Source organism: Catenovulum sp. 2E275 (assembly GCF_025515275.1).
Classification (GTDB): Bacteria; Pseudomonadota; Gammaproteobacteria; order Enterobacterales; family Alteromonadaceae; genus Catenovulum.
In genome coordinates, this window is record NZ_JAOPFU010000091.1 from 1 (window position 1) to 2,858 (window position 2,858).

Annotated in this window: 3 protein-coding genes and 1 pseudogene; 3 read left to right on the top strand and 1 reads right to left on the bottom strand. The window is 37.1% G+C overall.

Going from position 1 to position 2,858, the window contains the following annotated elements:
* The first annotated feature begins 120 nt into the window (after positions 1-120).
* The 3 genes from N7931_RS19065 to N7931_RS19075 all read left to right on the top strand — a co-directional run bounded on the left by N7931_RS19065 (position 121) and on the right by N7931_RS19075 (position 2,473).
* Positions 121-534: a hypothetical protein gene (locus N7931_RS19065; RefSeq protein ID WP_262795927.1), complete on the top strand. Its 414-nt coding sequence runs from the start codon at positions 121-123 to the stop codon at positions 532-534.
* Between the two features lie 133 nt (positions 535-667).
* On the top strand, positions 668-1,378 hold the full coding sequence (locus N7931_RS19070; protein ID WP_262795928.1) for a hypothetical protein: 711 nt from the start codon (positions 668-670) through the stop codon (positions 1,376-1,378).
* A 72-nt stretch (positions 1,379-1,450) separates the two neighbouring features.
* Positions 1,451-2,473 (top strand): IS110 family transposase, encoded by a 1,023-nt coding sequence (locus N7931_RS19075; protein ID WP_262795929.1) that lies wholly within the window; start codon positions 1,451-1,453, stop codon positions 2,471-2,473.
* Between the two features lie 232 nt (positions 2,474-2,705).
* On the opposite strand, the pseudogene N7931_RS19080 reads toward N7931_RS19075, so the two are convergent.
* Positions 2,706-2,858: pseudogene (locus N7931_RS19080) on the bottom strand (IS110 family transposase); the annotation flags it as partial.

A 2,858-nucleotide genomic window follows, 5' to 3' on the forward strand; every position in this document is an offset into this window, starting at 1 on the left:
TTGAGAAAAATAGGTAAAAGTAAATATCAAATTAATTATTAAGCAGATTGTGACTAAACCGGAGCTTTAAAACAGGTTTTTCTACAGTCTCGTTATACGCTTTGAGCATCAAGGAAAGAAATGCTGTCTGAAAAACCTAAATATCTTCTCATCACTCAAAAGTTAGGGCTGAAATTGCCGTTAGCTTGGTGTGTTACAGCACTCATAATAGGTCTTGTAACTCAAGACAAAGTGGCTGCAATCTTCATTACTCTCGCATCATTTCTTGCGTCTTGGCTCACTCATAAAATTGCCAGCTTCTTCTTCAGCTTCCAAGAACATAGCGGCATTCTAAAAAATCATGTTTACGACAACGTAATGAAAGCCATTTGGTTTATTTCTTTGTTCTGCCTCCTTGTTGGCTTCTCTAGATCCATTTTATTTCAAAGTGGCAGCGAAGCATTCCTAGGTTGCGTATTTTCAATAGTTTATTTCGGGTTCATGCTTTCTGCATCAAACCGTTGGGGTATGCACTTCGTTGAAAAAAGTGTATAACAAACCACTGTAGTCGCCCGCAAGCGGGCTGGGACAAATACACGTAGGCTCAGTCGCTTCGCTTCAATTTTAGCCTACGTGTATTTGCCCCTAAGTTGAGCGTTAGGAATTTTGGTTTAAGTGGAGTTGTTTAGTGGGCTTATTGCTTTTTAAAGGAATGAAAGTTGGTATTCAAGATGGTGATTTAAGTACCAACTTTGATGAAAATGGTATTTCAGGAGCAAATCTCAATTTATCTACTTCATACAATATGTTACCAATCTGGTTGAAAATAGCGTATGACAACTTGATCCTTACCAAAAAAGCCAATATAAAAATTTCAGAGCAGTGGAATGAAAAAGACGTTAATAAACAATCCTTATTGCTAGATGAATTGTCAACTAGCATACAAGTATTTGTCGCTTGTGGTTCTGCTTTAGATGCGTTGTATGATCAATTAAAAGAATTCGCCAATATATCGCAAGCTGATATTGATCTTTGGAAAAGCAAAAGAACACCGCGTTCGGCGCAAATAGTCGAAATCATAAGACGAGTATACAAATTAGATAAAAACTTTGTGAAGGGAGCTAAACGCAATATAAAGTCTATAATGGAGTTTCGAGATAAAGTGGTTCATTCTTCGCACGAAATTCGTCAAGTATGCACTCGTCCTGATATATCTGAATCAGTAGATTGGCGTTTTTCCGCATACAAATACACGAACTCAATGATTGCTTATCAACGAACTATGGAATTGCTCGTTCTTTTGTATGATAAAAAAGCAGAAAACGCAAAAGTTAACGAAAATATGGAATACATTGTTGAGTCGCTAATAGAATTGGGTTTAGTGCAAAAAAATGCCTAACAAGATAATTGGGCTCCCGATTTGATTTATGGCTAACCTTATGGTGTGAGCCTTTATATTGGGAGAAGCAAAATGCATAATACAGTTATCGGGGTTGACTTAGCGACTAAAGCTATCCAAGTTTGTGTGTATATAAACAAAAAGGTGCGCTCTAACATAGAGTTGACACCTCAACAGTTCACTGAGTTTTTAGTTCAACAGTCTCCAAGTTTAATTGTATTTGAGTCTTGCAGTGGTTCTAACTATTGGGTTCAATTTTGTCGTTCAGTTGGGCATGAAGCTAAGTTGATTTCGACCCGTTTAGTTATGGCTGTTCGTCAAAATCAAAAGACGGACAAAAATGATGCATTAGCTATAGTTCAAGCAAGTCTTTTGCCTGATATTCATTTTGTTTCGAGTAAAACGACTCACCAACAACAAGCCCAATCTATACTGAGGTTGCGTGAACAGTGCATCAAACAAAAAACAGCACTAAAAAATCAGTTGGGCGGGTTATTACGTGAATTTAATATTACTGTGGGTCGTGGAGAGTGCAAGTTAATTTGTGCGATTGAATCTGCTTTGGAAGATGCTGAAAATGGATTGCATGTAACGTTCAGGTCAATGCTTCACCAATCGTTGATTTTATACCAACAAATTTGTTTAGCATTAGAAAGTTACAATCATGCTTTAGAAGAATGGGTCAACAATACACCAGACTGTAAGAAGTTGATGAAAATTGAAGGAATTGGCTTTCTAAATGCGATCAACTTATATATTAAAATTGCAGAGCAAGATTATAGCGAATTTAAGCAAGGACGTGATGTAGCAGCATGTATTGGAGTGACCCCTGTGCAACATAGTTCAGGCGGTAAAGTAAAAATAGGCTCGATAGGTAAGCGTAAAAATACAGGGATTAGAAGTTTGCTTATTACAGGTGCAATGGCGGTTATACAGCAATTGGAAAAACGAGAGCCTAGAACTCAGAAAGAAAACTGGTTAAAAGCTTTAATGGTAAGGCGAGGAAAGAAATGTGCAGCGGTAGCACTAGCGAATAAAAATGTGAGAACAGCATTTTCTATGCTAAAAAATGGTACAGAATATCGGTCTATTTAAATTTTTTAACACCCAATAACGCTTAATGAATAAAGAATTAGGTGATGCAGAATAGTCTCATGAGTAATTTGAAACTCGCTAACAAGCATTGCACCCTAATTAGCGAAATTATCATAGAGCCGAGGTAGCTCCTCATTTAGAGCTCGTACATAAGCAAGCAAATATCGTTAAGTGTAAAAAGGTGTTGAAAATAGGGAGCCCACATAAGAGACTATGGTGTCAATAACTAATTTTAAGTTTTCGGCGCTTCCCATAAAACTCCGTCCCGAAGCATTGAATTTAGGATCACAATCATCTTTCTGACACAGGCTATTATGGCGACTTTTTTAGATTTTCCAGCAGCCACTAAACGTTGATATGTTTGCTTAAATACCGAATTTGATTG

Coding starts and splice junctions, on each gene's coding strand:
- N7931_RS19065 (WP_262795927.1), top strand. CDS start 121: ATGCTGTCTGAAAAACCTAAATATCTTCTCATCACTCAAAAGTTAGGG.
- N7931_RS19075 (WP_262795929.1), top strand. CDS start 1,451: ATGCATAATACAGTTATCGGGGTTGACTTAGCGACTAAAGCTATCCAA.